A 15,188-nucleotide genomic window follows, 5' to 3' on the forward strand; every position below is an offset into this window, starting at 1 on the left:
TGTGACGATCGAGATCGGCGCGATCCTGCCGACTTCCACCCCGGATCCCGCCCAGCCGATCCTCGGCGACGTCCGCGAGAGCGCGCGGTTCGCCGAGGCGGCCGGGCTCGGCTCGGTCTGGTCCACCGACCACCTGGTGGCCAGCGCACCCATGCTGGACAGCACGGTCGTCCTCTCGACGGCCGCCGCGGTGACGGATCGGATCAGGATCGGGTACGGCGTCCTGCTGCTCGCGCTTCGGCCGGTCGCGTGGGCGGCCAAGCAGGTCAGCAGCCTGCAGCTGGTGTCGGGCGGGCGGCTTCTGCTCGGCGTCGGCACCGGCAATCCGGTGCACGGCGACGTCGGATGGCGCGCGGCGGGTACGTCGTTCGAGGACCGCGGCCGTCGTACGGACGAGGCGTTGCGGGTGCTGCCGGGGCTGGTCACGGGCTCGCCGACCGAGCTGGCGCCCGATCTGGAGGTCACGCTGGCGCCGGGATCCGCGATGCCGCCACTGCTGATCGCGGGGAACGGGAAGGCGGCACTGCGCCGGGCCGCCGAGTTCGGCGACGGCTGGATCTCGATCGGGCTTTCACCCGCCGAGGTGGCCGGCCAGCTCGCACAGCTCGGCTCGCTCGCGGATCGGTACGGCCGCGCGGTCCCCCGCGCGACAGTCGTGGGACCAGCGCTCGACAGCGAGCCGGGGAAGGCGGCCGAGCAGCTGGCCGCGTACGCCGAGGCCGGTACGGAGCGCCTGATCCTGGCGCCGACCGGGGCCGGCTGGAAGCGCGACTACGAGTTCGCAGCGGAGCTGCGGGCCGCATCGCACTAATTCGATTGCGGGCCGACTCCCGTTCCGGCCATGCTGGCGGTCATGGAAGGACCCCTGAGCCGGCGATATCGCACCGCGCGTTCCGGCGCGCGCCGCGGCTCGGTCCTGCCTGTTCTCGGCTGACCCCCGAGTGCGCGCCGCCGACCTCGTACAAGGGGCGGCGCCGACGTTGGAGAGTCGGGCCCGGCTGTAACCCGGGTGGCGCTGGTTCTCAGTGGGTTCGAATCCCACCCGCCCCACAGCGATAGACCAGGTGGGTCACGCCGATTCCGTCGATCACCTCGGCCCGGGTGAAACCGAAGGGTCCGGCGTCGCCGACGTCCGGCAGCATCGGAGTGCCGCCGCCGAGCACGACCGGAACGACGTCCATCAGCAACTCATCGAGCAGGCCGGCCTGCAGCGCCGCGGTCACCGTACGGCCGGGTCCGACGCCGACGTCCAGATCGCCGGCCACCGCCCGCGCCTGCGCGATCGCACTCTCCACGCCGTCACCGACGAACGTGAACGGCGTCGAGGGCTCCCATCCGGCGGGCGCCGGCCGGCTGGTGACGACGAACACCGGCAGGCCGCCCGGGTGCCGGCCGTTCCATCCCGAGGTCAGGTCGAACAGCATCCGGCCGATGACGTAGGCGCCGGTGTGCCCCTGCACACCACGGAGATACCGGGCGGTCGCCTCGGAGGTGCGGTAGGTCAGCCGTTCCGGATCGGCCGACGGCGTCTCGACGGGACCGGCCGTGCACCAGGCGAACAGCTTGTCGAAGCCGGTCTGACCAGGGCCGGCGATGTAGCCGTCCAACGAGACGGACGCCTGCGCGTAGACCTTTGCCACTCGCGTTCCTTCCTGCGTGGAGCTTGACAAACCGGGACCTTAGCACGTAGAAAACCATCAGGTTATGGAACCGAGAGGTTATGGGAATGGCTGCAATCGACACGCTGGACGCCACGTTCGCGGCGCTCGCCGACCCCACCCGGCGGGCGATCCTCGCCCGGCTGGCCGCGGGCGAGGCGACGGTCACCGAGCTGGCCGCGCCGTTCGCGATGAGCCAGCCGGCTGTCTCCAAGCACCTGCGGGTGCTCGAGCGGGCCGGCCTGGTCAGCCGCGGGCGCGACGCGCAGCGCCGGCCGTGCCGGTTGGAAGCCGAGCCGCTCAAGGCGGCGACGGCCTGGCTGGCCGACTACCGCGACTACTGGGAGTCGAGCTACCAGCGCCTCGACGACCTCCTGAACGACCTGCAGAACGACCTGCGGGACGGAGCAGCGTGACCTCTCCACATCCCGGGCTCGGCCTGCGGGTCACCGCGCGCGGAGACACCGATCTCGTGCTCACCCGTACGTTCGCCGCTCCCGCGCCGCTGGTCTTCGCCGCGCTCACCGAGCCGGACCTGCTCACCCGCTGGCACGGTGCCCGCGGCTGGCAGCTCACCGTCTGCGAGGTCGACCTGCGACCTGGCGGCGCCTGGCGGTTCGTCTCGGCCGGACCGGACGGCGCCGAGATGGAGATGTACGGCGAGTACCGCGAGGTCACCTCGCCCGTACGCATCGTCCAGACCGAGATCCACGGCGGCTGGCCCGAGGGTGAGGCGCTCGTCACGACCATCCTCGACGAGGCCGACGGCACGACCGCCATGACCGTGACCGCACGCTACTCCTCCTCCGAGATCCGCGACCTGGTTGTCCGAACCCCGATGGAACGTGGCGCGGGCGAGGCGTACGACCGCCTCGCCGCCGCCCTCGCCGACCTCCCCCACCTCGACAACGAAAGGCCCCAGCCATGAGCGACACACCCACCCCCACCACCGAGGTCCCCGCCCACGCTTCGGAAGTCACCAACGAACCCGGTAACCCGCCGGTGCCGCCCGGAGCACTGCTACTGGAGCTCGTCATCGTGCCGGTCACCGACATCGACCGGGCCAAGGCGTTCTACCAGGACAAGCTCGGGTTCCGGCTCGACGTCGACGTCACGCCGGGCGAGGGCGTACGCATCGTGCAGTTCACGCCGCCCGGCTCGGCCTGCTCGATCACGCTGGCCGAGGGCGTACCGAACGTCGACATGCCTCCGGGCACGTTGCGCGGCCTGCACCTCGTGGTCGCCGACATCGAGGCCGCGCGCGCCAAGCTCGTCGAGCAGGGCGTCGAGATCAGCGAGGTCGAGGACCTGGGCGGCGTCCTCTACGCGTACTTCGCCGACCCCGACGGCAACACCTGGTGCCTGCAGCACATGCCCTGGAGGTAGACACCGTCTAGGCGGCCGGCGTACAGGTCAGCGCGGCCGGTGGCGGGTTGGTGCCGTTCCAGCTCGCGATGAACCCGGCCGACACCGACTGCCCCGGCTCGAGCCGGCCGTTCCACGTCAGGTTGCGTACCGTCACGTTCGCGCCCGACTGGGTGAGGACACCGCTCCAGGACTGCGAGATCACCTGACCGTTCGGGAACGTCCAGGTGACGACCCAGCCGTTGATCGGCACCGTGCCGGTGTTCGTCACGGTGATCACGCCCTGGAACGCACCCTGCCACGCGCTCGCGACCTGGTAGGTCGCCGCGCAGCGCGCACCCGGCTGAGCGGTGGGGGTCGTGGGCGTCACGGTCACCGTCGGGGTGGTCGTCGGCTGGGTGCCGGAGAGCGCAGCGGTGAGCGGCGGGTACCACCCGTTCGACATCTTCTGGTCGCCGGCGGCGTTCGGGTGCACGCCGTCGTAGGTGTCGGTCGCGGTGTTGAACCCCGTCCACTGGTCGACGACCGTGATCGGCGACTGCGCGGTCGTCTTGCCGCTCGCCCAGGCCGGAATCGCGTTGTTGAACGCGACGACGCGCTGGCCGCAGTCGGCGCAGTTGCTGGGGTTCATCGGGATGATCTTCGCGACCAGGATCTTCATCGCCGGGTTGCTGGCGCGCATCTGGTCGACCAGCGTGCTGAACGCGGCGAGGATCGTGGCCGGCGGGATGTTGCTCCAGACGTCGTTGGTGCCGAAGTGCATCATCACGATGTCCGGATGCGTGGCCGCCAGCCAGCCGACGAGTTGGTTCTGGTTGGCCACGTTGGTGGCGAGGAACCCGCCGTGGCCTTCGTTGTCGCCGTCGTAGGTCACCCCGCACCCTTGCGGCGGCAACGTTCCCACCATGTCGATGTTGGTGTAGCCGGTGGTCTGCAAACGATTCCACAGCAGCGCGCGCCAGCAGCCGGGCGAGCCGGTGATCGAGTCGCCCAGCGCCATGATCCGTACCGGCGCGGCGGCCGCCGGCAGCGCACGTCCGATCGCGACGACGGACAACGCCAGCAACAGCGCGACGAGTAGAGCAGGGAACGCGGACTTTCTCAGCATGACCAGTTCTCCGCTTCAGGGTTAGGTGATCATGCGCCCAGGCCTCGTATCGATGATAGGTCCGATCCGCCGCGCGTAAAAGGCCCTGTCGAACAGAGCAGGAGCCGCCGCGTCGCTGCAGGGCTGGGGCGTGGAATCCGGCCATTTCGGCTTCGCGAAAAGTCAGATCAACTACTTTTGCCGGAATTCTTGCCATGCCGTCGCGCGGCTGCCATAGTCACTTCCGGAGGCCGGGGTAGGGAAAGCTATTTGGCCCCTTCTTCTCTGTTAACGGGTAGGGACTGTGGAAGACTCTGGAAACGCGACGTATGGGCGGGCAGGGATCGACCAGTTCATCCAGGACTGCTTGGTTCCCGAGACCACGGAAAGCGGTCGTCCGTTGCCGATCATCATCCTGCTCGGCCCGCCAGGAGGTGGTAAGACGGCCCTCCTGGACGCGATGCGGGTGCGCCTCAAGAAGGTAGGATCGCTTCCTTTCCTAAAACTGGATCTTGCCGAATTCCCCCTTCCAGCAATTACACCAGTTCTCGACCGAATGGTTGGCGCCCTGTGCCGACCGTGGACCGGATTCGGCCGAGTCAGGTTTCCTCGCTACGCGATCGTGCGGCTCGCTTTGACCGCGGCGGACCGGGAACCGGAGCGCACTGCCGTCCTGAAGGCCTTGCGCGACAAGTCCGGGCTGAAGGACGTTGAAGCGCTCGCCGATCCCGGCCTTCAGGTTCTGACAGGCGCGTTCGGCCTGAGCGGCTGGATTCGCTCACTTAGCCCTTTCATCGCCCGTATAGCAGCCACCGAGCGGGCGCTCTATGCGCGTTACAGCCGCGCACTGTCCTGGTATGAGGAGCAGTCGGATCAACAGGCTGGATCTGGCCTCGAGGCGCTCCTTGAGTTCGCGCTGTCCGACCGGTCGACCGAATCAGCCGCGGAACGAACAGAGCACACGCTCTGCGCTGCCTTCCTGGCCGATCTGAACGCCGCCTTCAGGTGTGGGGGAACCGCCCGCGAGGACGGCCGATCCGTCAAGTGTGCGGTCCTGCTCGACAACGTCCACGCTCCTGCGGGAATCAGACTGCTGCGGGCAATCGTCCACGCTCGAACCAGAACGGCCGACCCGGCCTTGGTCGTCGCGACCAGCAAACGCTGGCTCGAACCGCTGAGCAGGCACTGGACCTGGCTCGCTGCACCTGAACACGGAACCGGCAGGACGCAGCGCTCTGCAGCACGGCAAGAGCTCCAGGTTCGTTCGCCTGAGAGCGCCAGCCGCGCGGACTGGTGCGAGGTATCCGCGGCCTGGGCGGACTCGACCCAGTCCTGGTACCCAATCGCGCTGCGGGATCTCAGACCGAGCGAGGTCGCGGAATTCGTGCGCGACGAACTGGGCTCGAGGTACGAACACCTGGCTGACTTTCTCCATCGGCTGACCGCCGGCCACCCGAGAGCGGTAGCACAGGTGGCGCGGGCGGTTCGGGACGCTGTCGCCACCTATGCCGACGTCGATGAGGCCGGCCTCCGGGCCGTTCTGGACCAACCGCCGTTCGACGACGAAAAGATGCTAGCCGGTCTGCTCCCAGATCTTTCGAAACGCCAACTCCAAGCGCTGATCAGTTCGGCCGCGGCTCCTGACCTGCAAGCGGGACTCGCCGCTTGGCTCGACTCGCGGGCGGCCGAAGAACTCCACGCCGAGTTGGCGGACCGACTATGGCTCGCCCGGCCCGAAGCCAAGGACCTTCTGGGCGTCACGAAACCTCTGTCGGTGATCCATCCCTGGGTGCGTCGTTTCCTGCTGACAGAGTTGGCCCAGCGCAACGACCGCGATGCCCCTGACTGGACCGCGGCACATCACGTATTTCGATCCGCTCCTACGGGCAACGAGCCAATCGCGACGCGGCGGCTGTACCACGCACTCGCACTCGGCGAGCTGCCGCAGGTCGTGCTCGAACTCGTCGAAGCCCTACAGCAGCAGCGGCCCGTCGACACCCAAACTTGGCTGGCGGCGCTGAACGCGATCACGTCCGCTCCGGTGCAACCGACTCAGCGAAGGGCTGGCGAGTCACCTGAAGACAGGATGGATCGACTGGTCGCTGATGCGGTGCATGCGTCAGAGGCGCCCTTCTGCAGGGAGTACCCGATCACCACGTCACTTGTCGCAGCGCTCTGGGTCCACAACGATCCCATGCTCGATCCTCACCGGACGCTCGGTTCGGTGGTAGCGAGCAAGCTGCGTTCGGTCTCCGACGAAATCCCGGTCAACACAGCGCAGCTGCACGCAGCAGCCAAGCGTTACAAGGATGAGGGCCGCCTCTCATGACATCAACGATCGCTCCAACCCCCATCGCTGCGCCGACGAGGCGACGACGAAGCCGGCGGAGACTGCTGATGATCTCCGCTGTGATCTTGCTCGGTTGCCTGATTGGACTTGTTGTCCGGACGGTCAACCGCCCGGCTACGTGCGGACCTGGGGTTGTCAAGCTCGGACCGTTGAAGGAATGCGTCGGCGTTACCGATGGAGAGGTGGTCTTTCGGCGCGACCTCGCGGACGTCGAGGCCAAGATTCGTCGAGAGAACCGCTGGGTTCGGCAGCAAGAGTCATACGTGAGCGTCGTGCTGCTCGGACCGATCACTCGCGGCAAGAACGACATCATCTCGGCAGAAGGCATACTCCACCAACTGCAAGGTGCGTTCGTCGCCCAGCGGGCGGCCAACCGAACCAAGCAGTACGGCGGGACGCCGTACGTCCAGCTGCTGATCGCAAACAGCGGCAGCCGAGCGCAACAGTGGCAATACGCAGTCGAGGAGATCAAACACCGAGGCGGCTCATCGGACCGCGTGGTGGCGGTCGTCGAGCTCGGACCGAGCACACCAGAGCTCCAGGCAGGCGCCGTGGCGTTGGCCGCCTACGGTGAAAGAAATCCCATCCCGGTAGTTGGTTCGGTCATCACGGCCGATCAGGTCGCCGTCAGCAAGGCCGGTCTGCCCACGCTTGTTCGGGTCGCGCCGACGAACAGTCAGGAGGGCGCGGCCGCCGCGACCTACGCCAAGCAGGCACTCGGAGCGAGGACGGCCCTCCTGATCCAGGACGTCGACGACCTGTACTCGAAGTCGTTGGCTACCGCGTTCGTACGGGAGTTCGCCGACACGAGCCATCGCTTCGTTGCCAGGCCGGAGAGTTACAGCTCCGGATTGGACGATCCAGACCCAGCGAACCTCGTACTGAACATGCGTCCGGAGATCTGCGGTGGTGGCGGCGAAAAGCCTGATGTCGTGTACTTCGCTGGTCGCAGCAGCGCACTTGAGGCGTTGCTGGATCAGCTTGGTGCGCACCCCTGCGACAACGACCGGCCTGTCACCATTCTAACTGGCGACGATGCCTCCAACCTCCCCGCAGGCCGGATGCGCGCGGGCATCGAGGAAGGGCTGGTGCAGCTGCGTTTTACCTCGCTCGCACATCCGGACATGTGGAAGCCGGGCGATGGACGCGACCCCCTTGCCATGCGGTTCACGGACGCCGAGACGTCGGACAGCTTTCCGGCTTTGTTCCAGGGCGAATCGCTCGACGATGGGTTGGCGATCATGGGCCACGACGCTGTGCTGGTGACCGTGCGGGCGATCCGCGCGACGCATCGCAACGTCATACCGGCGAACGTGACGCAGCAGCTGTCACAGCTCCATGGCAGGAGCGGCGCCGTTGTGGGCGCAAGCGGAGCTATCTCATTCGACCAGCGCGGTAACCCGGAAGACAAGACGATGGCCATTCTGCAGTTGCGGGGGAACGGATCGGGGTGCTTCCTGGGGCTGGTGTCGCCGTCGACGAGCGGGAAGCAAGCCAGCCCCTCGTGCGCCGACTGAGCCAGCTCACTCCACGAACTCGGCGAGCTCGAGCCAGCGGGTCTCGGCGGCTTCCTTGTCGGCCTGCACCTCACGTAGTTCGGTGTCCAGCTCCATCAGGCGTTCGTAGTCGCTGGCGTGCTCGGCCTGGGCGGCATGCAGCTTGGACTCGCGGTCGGTGAGCTTGGCGAGCTGGCGTTCCAGCCTGGCCAGCTCCTTGGAGGCCGCGCGTTTCTCGGCCGCGTCCGACCTGCGTTCGGCCGCGGCGGCCGTCGGCGGTGCCGGCGCCGCGCTGCCGGAGCCGGCAACAGTTCCAGCCTGGCGGCGCTCGAGGTACTCGTCGACGCCGCCGGGCAGCATGCCGAAGCCGCCGTCGCCGAGGAGGGCCCAGACGGAGTCGGTGACCCGCTCCAGGAAATAGCGGTCGTGGGTGATGACCACCAGCGATCCAGGCCAGCCGTCGAGGTAGTCCTCGATCACCTGCAGCGTCTCGATGTCGAGGTCGTTGGTCGGCTCGTCCAGCAGCAGGACGTTCGGCTCCTCCAGCAGCAGCGCCAGCAGCTCCAGCCGCCGCCGCTCGCCGCCCGACAGGTCGCCGACGCGGGTCTGCAGCATGCCGCCGCGGAAGCCGAAGCGTTCCAGCAGCGGCATCACGCTGACGTCCGGGCCCTTCGCCTGCACGACGCCGCCGCGCACCTTGGCGGCTCCGAGCTTGATGACCCGGCGGATCTTCTCGATCGCGTCCAGCACCTGATCCTGTGGGTCGAGGATCCCCGGCTCCTGTGCCAGATGTCCCAGCGCGACCGTCTTGCCGAACGTCACACGCCCGGCCGTCGGCTCGTCCTCACCTGCGAGTACGCGCAGCAGGCTGGTCTTCCCGGCGCCGTTGACGCCGACCACGCCGATCCGGTCCCCCGGGCCGAGTTGCCAGGTCAGACGCCCGAGCAGGGTGCGCGTACCTCGGACGATGTCGACGTCCTCCAGGTCGACCACGGTCTTGCCCAACCGGGTCGTCGCGAACTGCGCCAGCTCAACGGTGTCGCGGGGCGGCGGCTCGTTCCCGATCAGCGCGGCGGCCGCGTCGAGCCGGAACTTCGGCTTCGACGTACGCGCCTTCGCGCCCCGGTGCAGCCAGGCCAGCTCCTTGCGCATGAGGTTCTGCCGCCGCGTCTCGGCGGCCTCGGCCTGCCGGCCCCGCTCGGCCTTGGCCAGAACGTAGGCGCTGTACCCGCCCTCGTAGGCCTCGACCCGCCCGTCGACCAGCTCCCAGGTCGAGGTGCACACCTCGTCCAGGAACCACCGGTCGTGTGTCACCACGACGACAGCTTCGCGGCGCGCCACCAGGTGCTTGGCCAGCCAGTTCGTGACCTCGATGTCGAGATGGTTGGTCGGCTCGTCGAGCAGCAGCAGGTCGTGCTCGTGCATCAGCAACCTGGCCAGGTCGGTTCGCCGCCGCTCGCCGCCGGACAGCATGCCGATCTGCTTGTCATACGGCACGTCCGCGAGCAGTCCGGACAGGATGTCGCGTACGCGGCGGTCGGACTGCCACTCGTGCTCGGGCCGGTCGCCGACCACGGCCGCCGCGACGGTCAAGGCCGGGTCGAGGGTGTCCTGTTGCGCGAGCAGGCCGGCTCGCAGGCCGCTCGCCTGCGCGACCCGCCCGGAGTCGGGCGGCTCGACACCGGCGAGCACGCGCAGCAGGGTCGTCTTGCCCGTGCCGTTCGCACCGACGACGCCGATCCGCTCGCCCTCGGCCACGCCGAGGCTCACACCGTCGAGCAACTTGCGTACGTCGTACGCTTTTCCGACTCGTTCCAGATTGACCAGGTTGGCCATCAAGCTCCCGTCTTGGTTAACGCCGTCGTCGAGAGTATCTGGGCACCATAGAAAGATGCCGATTGCTCCGTTGAAGATCACCGACGTCGAGCGCACTGTCGTCAACGTCCCGTTCACCCCGCGCTGCCAGGAGTGGAACCAGCTGAAGGTCTGGGACTGGTCGGTCGTCGAGGTGATCAAGCTCAGCACCGACGCCGGCATCACCGGTTTCGGCGAGACGATCCTCTTCTACAACTGGAGCCGGGTCAGCGACGCGGCGATCGCGAAGGTCCGGGGTCGCAACGCCGCCGACTTCCTCGGCGACGACTCGCTCGGGCCGGGCCTGCAGATGGCGATCTACGACGTGGTCGGCAAGGCCCTCGAGGTGCCGGTCTCCACGCTGATCGGCCCGCGCGTCCGCGAGTGGTGCCCGATCGCCTGGTGGAACACCAAGATGCCGCCGGCCGAGCTCGCCGCCGAGGCGCGGGAGGCGGTCGCCGCCGGCTACGCGTTCCACAAGTTCAAGCCGCGCCCGTGGTTCGACGTCTACGAGCAGGTCGAGGCGATCACCGCTGCCACCCCCGACCACTACAAGCTCGACCTCGACTGGAACGGCATGCTGGTCACGGCCGCGGACGCGATCCCCGTCCTGCAGGAGCTCGACCAGAGCCCGCGGGTCGCGATCTACGAGACGCCGATCCCGCACTACGACCTCGAGGGCTACTCCCAGATGCGCTCGAAGATCGCCCGGCCGCTCGCCGCCCACCTCAAGGCCCACCCGTTCCACGCCTGGATGCGGCAGGAGGCCGTCGACGGGTTCGTGGTCGAGCGCGGCATCAACGAGATGGCCCGGCAGGGCGCGCTGTGCGCGGAGTACGGCAAGAACTTCTGGCTGCAGATGGTCGGCACCGGCATCACGACCGCGCTCTGCGCGCACATCGGATCGGTGCTCACGAACGCGCGCTGGCCCGCGGTGACGGCGATGAACAACTACGCCGACGACCTCCTGGTCGACCCGCTGCTGATCCAGGACGGCTACGTCAAGGCGCCCGACACCCCCGGCCTCGGCATCGTGGTCGACGAGGAGGCGGTGGAGCGCTACCGGATGCCGAAGCCGCACTCCATCCCTGAGCGCAAGCACATCCTCACCGTGACCTGGCCGTCCGGCCGGACTGTGCACTACGTCAGCTCGAACCAGATGTGGGTCGACTTCCTGGCCGGCAACCATCCGGTGCAGGAACGTGGAGTGCGGTTCGAGGTCCGCGTCGACGACGGAACGCCGGAATGGGCGGAGCTGTTCGAACGGGCCGGCCGGCAGCCCGTTCACGACATCCGCCGCCAGGCTTAGCTTTTCCGGACACGAAAAACCCCCGAACGGAGAGAGGCTCGTTCGGGGGTTTTCCAGTTGAGACTCAAAAAACGCTCGTACGCTAGGCAGGCGTTAGCGCAGAGCGAAGAGTCCCTTTTTGGCTTCGGCCGTGAAACCGGCCCAATCAGACACGTCGAAGATCAGGGCTGGACCGCTCTGATCCTTGGAGTCGCGAACCGCAAAGCAGTTACGGTCGAGACTCGCTACCTCGACGCAGTTGCCGTTGAGCTGCGAGGCCCGTGACTTCCGCCACTGGGCCTTGCGTAACAGCTCGTTCCGCATTACTCGCCTCCTTCTCCTTCTTTCGTTGATCCATTTCCCTGGCGATCTTCATGACCAACCGCGCGGATTCGCCGGGGCTGAGGGCGACCGCTGTCATGTGGCCGAACGCCAGGTTCGCCCGTTTGATGTCCGACTCCTGCTCCAGGTAGAAAATCCCTGCTTGGCTGTCCACGTAGACGACTGGATCATGAATGTCCTCTTCGAAATCGAAGATGGTCATGTTGCCAAGCGTTCCTGGGTAGCCGCCGGCTTCGAACGGGACGACTTGAAAGGTGCACTGCGCGGTGAGCTCGAGGATCCGCATCAGCTGTGCATGCATGACAGTGGGTCCACCGACCTCACGCCATAGCGCTGCCTCGTCAACGATCGCCCAGAACCGCGTGGGGTCGGCCTCCCCAGTCCAGAACTGCTTCTGGCGCTCCATGCGGGTCTCGACGATCTTCTTCCGGGTCAACGGAGGCGCAAGTGTGTGCATAGAGTCGATGGCCTTGGCGTACTCCTCGGTCTGCAACAGGCCGGGGATGACCATCGGTTCGTACATACGAATGCGCAAGGCGGAGGACTCGAGGCCGATCAGGGTCGCGGTGTGGCGGTTCAGCGTTCCGAGCTTGACCCACCAGCCCTTGTTCTTGCCCTGTCTCTGCCAGTCGAACAGAACCTCGCGAAGCTCTTCGTCTTCGACCTTGTAGAGCTTGTTGAGCATGTATTCGAGCTCGGCCTTGTCGACGCCGACGACCCCCGCCTCGATCTTCTTGATCTTCGACGGGGAACAGTCCAGCTCCGCGGCGACGGCCTCAGGGGTGAGTCCCTCTTGCTCGCGCAGTTCCTTGAGCTTGGCTGAGAGCCGCCAGCGCGGGATCGTCGGTCCACTAACTCTGGGCATCCGAGCCTCCCCTATGCGTGACTAGCGTTCAGTCTGACTCGCTCGGGCGGATTGCGCAACCCTTTCAGACTCATCTCTTCTTACCTCGCCAGCTCTCTCCGACACGTTCGCACCGGCAGACGTGATCCAGAAAATTTCCTGGGAAGATTTGCTTGACCTTCCGTGCCGAGCATGTAACGCTAGAGATCCCTGCGGGCCGTCGTAGACCCCGGCCCATTCCCTGCGCGGCGGCCCGTAGGACTCCACTTAGGACACATCCACCCGGACAAACGTGGTGGTTCATTTAGTGGACGGAGGGGACCAGGCCATGTCCATCGCCACAGCGGTGACGGTGATGCCATGTCGGTTTCAGCTTTTTCGCAGCCATGACACCTCTGGCGTTTCAGGCACAGGGGTGGTGGCCTGGGGCACTGTCTACCCCAACGGCAAGGTCAGCCTCGCCTGGTGCGGTAAGCGCCCATCCGTCAACGTCTACGAATCCCTCGCCGACGTCGAAGCCATCCACGGACACGACGGCAGCACCCGTCTCGTCATGTACGACGAGCTCCCGGTTGCCGACGGCTCGATGTCCTCACCACTGGACTGGTAGGTGATCAGCTTGGAGGGTGTCTAGGAAGTAGGGGCGGGAAAGCGCGAGCTGGCCATTGACCTGGTGGCGCACCTCCGACAGCGTCGCCGGGCGGTCTCGCCCCCGATGCCGAACGCGTACCGGCCCTACTTCTTAGAGACCATCCAAGCTGACATGGTCCAAGCCATCGCGATCGCGAGCGGCCCGAACCGCGGCTGACAGCCGTCAGTCCTCGTCCGCGGGGAGCGCGAAGAGCCGAACATAGACGGGACGCGCGCCGGGTGGTGCGTCCTCGGCGCGATGGCCGTGCCTTCGCAGCAGTTCCAGATACGCCTCGAAGAACTCCGCGAGATCCGCCTCGGTCATGTGGGTGAACCCACGCGACACCCTCGTCCACTCGCGGTCCCGTTCGTATGCCGCCGGCAGCCGGCCGAGCAACGCCTGGTCTTCGGTGTACCAGACGGTCATCAACTCGGTGAGCGCCGGCCGGTCCTCGGGGCTCAGCGCCTCCGGTGTGGGCAGGCGAAGGTCGCGCGGGGTCCTGGCGATCCGCCACCAGCGCTCCCGCCCACCGGCTCGTTCGGGGACCTCCTCGATGAAGGCATGCTTCTCCAGCTGGCGCAGGTGATAGCTGGTCGTGCCCGTGTTGGAGCCGAGCACCTCGCCGATCGTGGTCGACGTCGCCGGGCCGTGGACCCGGAGCTGATGCAGGATCTGCCGGCGCATGGGGTGGCTCAGCGCCTTGAGCTGTCCCGGATCCTCCAGGATCACAGGGACGGAGTCATCGCTCATGGAGGCAGCATAGCGGGGTTACAGAGAAATTTATGCAGAGAAACCTATGCAGAAGTTTCTCTGCAGACTACTGTCGGGCGACATGAGGAGATCTGCTCTCGTTCTGCTGCTGGCCCTGCTCGGCCTCACCGGCCTGCCCGCCGCCGCGGCCACTCCTGACGGCGGATCGATCCCGGCGCCGGCAGGGCTGACGTCCACCGACCTGAGCTTCACCGGATTCGGTGGCCTGACCCTGCACGGCACGGTCCTGGCGCCCGCGAAGCCCGAGGCTGCCCGGGTGCCGGGCGTCGTGCTCGTCACCGGCTCCGGGTCGGGCGTTCCGCGCGAGCATCTGCTCACCGAGGCCACGGAGTTCGCACGCCAGGGCATCGCGACTCTGATCTACGACAAGCGATCGGCCGGCTATACGCTGTTCCGCCGCTCGTACTCCGAGCTGGCCACCGACGCGCTCGGGGCCGTGGACGCGCTGCGCGGCCGGCCCGGCGTCGACCCCGCCCGGGTGGGCGTCTGGGGGCTCAGCGAGGGCGGCTGGGTCGCACCGCTGGCCGCGTCCCGGTCGAGCCACGTCGCGTTCGTGATCGTCGTGGGCGGCAACGCGATGACACCGATCCGGCAGCAGCTCTGGAACGAGACCACCTCGCTGCGGCGGCAAGGCGTGACGGGCTCACTGATCGACCGCGGGAAGCGCAACTTCATGCGGCTCGGGGCCGATGCGGGCCTGTTCGCCGAGGCCTACTTCGACGCTCAGGGCGTGCTGGCAAGGGTCCGGCAACCACTGCTCGCCATCTGGGGCGGCGGTGACCAGCAGACACCGCCCGAGGACAACCCGCCGTTGTTCGCCCAGGCTTTGCGGCGTGGCGGCGACACGAGCTACGCGTTCCACTTCTTCCCAGGCGCCGACCACGCCGCGCACGCCAGCCCCGACGGCGGGATCACCCGGGGAGCGGAGCTGGCACCCGGCTACGCCGAGCTCGTCGGTTCCTGGGTGCGCTCCGGCGGACACCTGGCCGCGGGCGAAGGGACGTCCGCGGTGCCCGAGCAGGAGTACCGAAGCATCGAGCTGCACCCGTCGGCGTGGTGGGAGTCGCGCTGGGTACAGCTCGCGGTCTTCGCCCTGTTCGTCGTGGCGTTCACGGGCTACCCACTGGTCGCACTGGTGCGCCGGCTGCGCGGGCGGCGGGTCGAACCGGTGAGCCGGTGGGCCCGGCTGGTGTCCGGGGCGGGGCTCACGGCTGCCATCGGTCTCCTCGGCTACCTCGTCTACCTGATGGCCGCGGGCAGGACGCCGAACCCCGGACCGGTCATCGCGGGCAGACCGCTGCCCTGGCTCGTCCTTCAAGGGCTCGCGCTGGTGACCGTGGTCGGCGTCGTCGGCGTGGTCGCCACGGCGGTCACCTGGTGGCGTGCGGGCGGCACGGCCCGGCGTGGAGAACGCGTTCGGCTCGGGCTGCTCCTCACTGCCGGCGTCGCGTTCGTCCCCTGGGCGGTCTACTGGGGCCTGCTGCTCCCGTGATGCGGGCCTG

15 protein-coding genes and 1 tRNA gene are annotated in these 15,188 nt (G+C 67.6%); 10 read left to right on the top strand and 6 right to left on the bottom strand.

Going from position 1 to position 15,188, the window contains the following annotated elements; all coding sequences use genetic code 11:
- The first annotated feature begins 1 nt into the window (after position 1).
- Together ACYVF6_RS36985 and ACYVF6_RS36990 are read left to right on the top strand one after the other, a co-directional pair.
- Positions 2-811, top strand: a complete 810-nt coding sequence (locus ACYVF6_RS36985) for an LLM class oxidoreductase (RefSeq protein ID WP_460528468.1) — start codon at positions 2-4, stop codon at positions 809-811.
- 154 nt (positions 812-965) lie between these two features.
- Positions 966-1,050, top strand: a tRNA-Tyr gene (locus ACYVF6_RS36990).
- Here the strand turns inward: ACYVF6_RS36990 and ACYVF6_RS36995 are convergent.
- Positions 1,023-1,640, bottom strand: a complete 618-nt coding sequence (locus ACYVF6_RS36995) for a dihydrofolate reductase family protein (protein WP_460528470.1) — start codon at positions 1,638-1,640, stop codon at positions 1,023-1,025. The two genes, ACYVF6_RS36990 and ACYVF6_RS36995, sit on opposite strands and share 28 nt — an antisense overlap.
- Before the next feature lie 86 nt (positions 1,641-1,726).
- Here ACYVF6_RS36995 and ACYVF6_RS37000 point away from each other — a divergent pair, with 86 nt between their 5' ends.
- Genes ACYVF6_RS37000 through ACYVF6_RS37010 form a run of 3 tightly spaced genes read left to right on the top strand, consistent with a single transcriptional unit; the run spans position 1,727 to position 3,044 of the window.
- A complete protein-coding gene (locus tag ACYVF6_RS37000) occupies positions 1,727-2,074 on the top strand; it encodes an ArsR/SmtB family transcription factor (RefSeq protein WP_460528473.1) in 348 nt (115 codons plus the stop codon).
- On the top strand, positions 2,071-2,586 hold the full coding sequence (locus ACYVF6_RS37005) for an SRPBCC family protein (RefSeq protein ID WP_460528475.1): 516 nt from the start codon (positions 2,071-2,073) through the stop codon (positions 2,584-2,586). The genes ACYVF6_RS37000 and ACYVF6_RS37005 overlap by 4 nt, the downstream gene beginning before the upstream one ends.
- Positions 2,583-3,044 carry a VOC family protein gene (locus tag ACYVF6_RS37010; protein WP_460528477.1) on the top strand — a complete coding sequence of 154 codons (462 nt, stop codon included), beginning with the start codon at positions 2,583-2,585 and terminating at the stop codon, positions 3,042-3,044. Before ACYVF6_RS37005 ends, ACYVF6_RS37010 begins: the two co-directional genes overlap by 4 nt.
- Before the next feature lie 7 nt (positions 3,045-3,051).
- On the opposite strand, the gene ACYVF6_RS37015 is transcribed toward ACYVF6_RS37010, so the two are convergent.
- Positions 3,052-4,131: a cellulose binding domain-containing protein gene (locus tag ACYVF6_RS37015; RefSeq protein ID WP_460528479.1), complete on the bottom strand. Its 1,080-nt coding sequence runs from the start codon at positions 4,129-4,131 to the stop codon at positions 3,052-3,054.
- Between the two features lie 283 nt (positions 4,132-4,414).
- On the opposite strand from ACYVF6_RS37015, the gene ACYVF6_RS37020 reads away from it, so the two are divergent.
- A complete protein-coding gene (locus ACYVF6_RS37020) occupies positions 4,415-6,439 on the top strand; it encodes a hypothetical protein (RefSeq protein WP_460528481.1) in 2,025 nt (674 codons plus the stop codon).
- 68 nt (positions 6,440-6,507) lie between these two features.
- Complete coding sequence (locus ACYVF6_RS37025; protein WP_460528483.1) at positions 6,508-7,977, top strand: ABC transporter substrate-binding protein; 1,470 nt, start codon at positions 6,508-6,510, stop codon at positions 7,975-7,977.
- 6 nt (positions 7,978-7,983) lie between these two features.
- Here the strand turns inward: ACYVF6_RS37025 and ACYVF6_RS37030 are convergent, their stop codons facing one another.
- On the bottom strand, positions 7,984-9,792 hold the full coding sequence (locus ACYVF6_RS37030; protein ID WP_460528485.1) for an ABC-F family ATP-binding cassette domain-containing protein: 1,809 nt from the start codon (positions 9,790-9,792) through the stop codon (positions 7,984-7,986).
- A 55-nt stretch (positions 9,793-9,847) separates the two neighbouring features.
- Here ACYVF6_RS37030 and ACYVF6_RS37035 point away from each other — a divergent pair, with 55 nt between their 5' ends.
- The gene (locus ACYVF6_RS37035) at positions 9,848-11,119 is read left to right on the top strand and encodes a mandelate racemase/muconate lactonizing enzyme family protein (protein ID WP_460528488.1); all 1,272 of its coding nucleotides are present in this window, start codon (positions 9,848-9,850) and stop codon (positions 11,117-11,119) included.
- A 93-nt stretch (positions 11,120-11,212) separates the two neighbouring features.
- Here the strand turns inward: ACYVF6_RS37035 and ACYVF6_RS37040 are convergent, their stop codons facing one another.
- Together ACYVF6_RS37040 and ACYVF6_RS37045 are read right to left on the bottom strand one after the other, a co-directional pair.
- The gene (locus ACYVF6_RS37040) at positions 11,213-11,422 is read right to left on the bottom strand and encodes a DUF397 domain-containing protein (protein ID WP_460528490.1); all 210 of its coding nucleotides are present in this window, start codon (positions 11,420-11,422) and stop codon (positions 11,213-11,215) included.
- A complete protein-coding gene (locus ACYVF6_RS37045) occupies positions 11,328-12,305 on the bottom strand; it encodes a helix-turn-helix domain-containing protein (RefSeq protein ID WP_460528492.1) in 978 nt (325 codons plus the stop codon). Before ACYVF6_RS37045 ends, ACYVF6_RS37040 begins: the two co-directional genes overlap by 95 nt.
- A gap of 307 nt (positions 12,306-12,612) precedes the next feature.
- On the opposite strand from ACYVF6_RS37045, the gene ACYVF6_RS37050 reads away from it, so the two are divergent.
- Positions 12,613-12,894: a hypothetical protein gene (locus ACYVF6_RS37050; protein WP_460528494.1), complete on the top strand. Its 282-nt coding sequence runs from the start codon at positions 12,613-12,615 to the stop codon at positions 12,892-12,894.
- 204 nt (positions 12,895-13,098) lie between these two features.
- Here the strand turns inward: ACYVF6_RS37050 and ACYVF6_RS37055 are convergent, their stop codons facing one another.
- A complete protein-coding gene (locus tag ACYVF6_RS37055) occupies positions 13,099-13,665 on the bottom strand; it encodes an ArsR/SmtB family transcription factor (protein WP_460528496.1) in 567 nt (188 codons plus the stop codon).
- 82 nt (positions 13,666-13,747) lie between these two features.
- On the opposite strand from ACYVF6_RS37055, the gene ACYVF6_RS37060 reads away from it, so the two are divergent.
- Entirely contained in the window at positions 13,748-15,178 is a 1,431-nt protein-coding gene (locus tag ACYVF6_RS37060) for an alpha/beta hydrolase family protein (protein WP_460528498.1), read from the top strand.
- The last annotated feature ends 10 nt before the right edge of the window (positions 15,179-15,188 follow it).

This window comes from Flindersiella endophytica (assembly GCF_054779015.1).

Coding starts and splice junctions, on each gene's coding strand:
- ACYVF6_RS37000 (WP_460528473.1), top strand. CDS start 1,727: ATGGCTGCAATCGACACGCTGGACGCCACGTTCGCGGCGCTCGCCGAC.
- ACYVF6_RS37010 (WP_460528477.1), top strand. CDS start 2,583: ATGAGCGACACACCCACCCCCACCACCGAGGTCCCCGCCCACGCTTCG.
- ACYVF6_RS37015 (WP_460528479.1), bottom strand. CDS start 4,131: ATGCTGAGAAAGTCCGCGTTCCCTGCTCTACTCGTCGCGCTGTTGCTG.
- ACYVF6_RS37025 (WP_460528483.1), top strand. CDS start 6,508: ATGATCTCCGCTGTGATCTTGCTCGGTTGCCTGATTGGACTTGTTGTC.
- ACYVF6_RS37030 (WP_460528485.1), bottom strand. CDS start 9,792: ATGGCCAACCTGGTCAATCTGGAACGAGTCGGAAAAGCGTACGACGTA.
- ACYVF6_RS37035 (WP_460528488.1), top strand. CDS start 9,848: ATGCCGATTGCTCCGTTGAAGATCACCGACGTCGAGCGCACTGTCGTC.
- ACYVF6_RS37040 (WP_460528490.1), bottom strand. CDS start 11,422: ATGCGGAACGAGCTGTTACGCAAGGCCCAGTGGCGGAAGTCACGGGCC.
- ACYVF6_RS37045 (WP_460528492.1), bottom strand. CDS start 12,305: ATGCCCAGAGTTAGTGGACCGACGATCCCGCGCTGGCGGCTCTCAGCC.
- ACYVF6_RS37050 (WP_460528494.1), top strand. CDS start 12,613: ATGTCCATCGCCACAGCGGTGACGGTGATGCCATGTCGGTTTCAGCTT.
- ACYVF6_RS37055 (WP_460528496.1), bottom strand. CDS start 13,665: ATGAGCGATGACTCCGTCCCTGTGATCCTGGAGGATCCGGGACAGCTC.
- ACYVF6_RS37060 (WP_460528498.1), top strand. CDS start 13,748: ATGAGGAGATCTGCTCTCGTTCTGCTGCTGGCCCTGCTCGGCCTCACC.